Raw genomic sequence first — 234 nt, 5'->3', positions numbered from 1 at the left:
GCGACAATGTCGATCCCGGGCACGGCGTCGGCGTCGATTATTTCGGCGGTCCGGTGAAGATCGCGGGAGGACGGTTCGACCGAGCGATCCCCGCCAATCCCGCCGATCTCGGTCGGGAGGCCGTCATCGCCGTCGGCCTGTCCGGTCTGGACGCCGTCCGGCTGGTCGCCTCAGTCGGAGGGGACCTCCCGCTCGGCGACGGAACAGCCCGCCGCAAGCTAGTCAGTGCGAGCA

Annotated in this window: 1 protein-coding gene; it reads left to right on the top strand. The window is 69.7% G+C overall.

Features of this window, described 5'->3' with window-relative positions; genetic code table 11:
* A partial coding sequence (locus KVT38_RS34275) for a hypothetical protein (protein ID WP_217598153.1) occupies nucleotides 1–234 on the top strand: 234 nt, incomplete at both ends.

The organism is Cohnella sp. GbtcB17 (assembly GCF_019091135.1).
GTDB lineage: Bacteria > Bacillota > Bacilli > Paenibacillales > Paenibacillaceae > Cohnella.
This window is presented reverse-complemented; position numbering and strand designations above follow the sequence as displayed.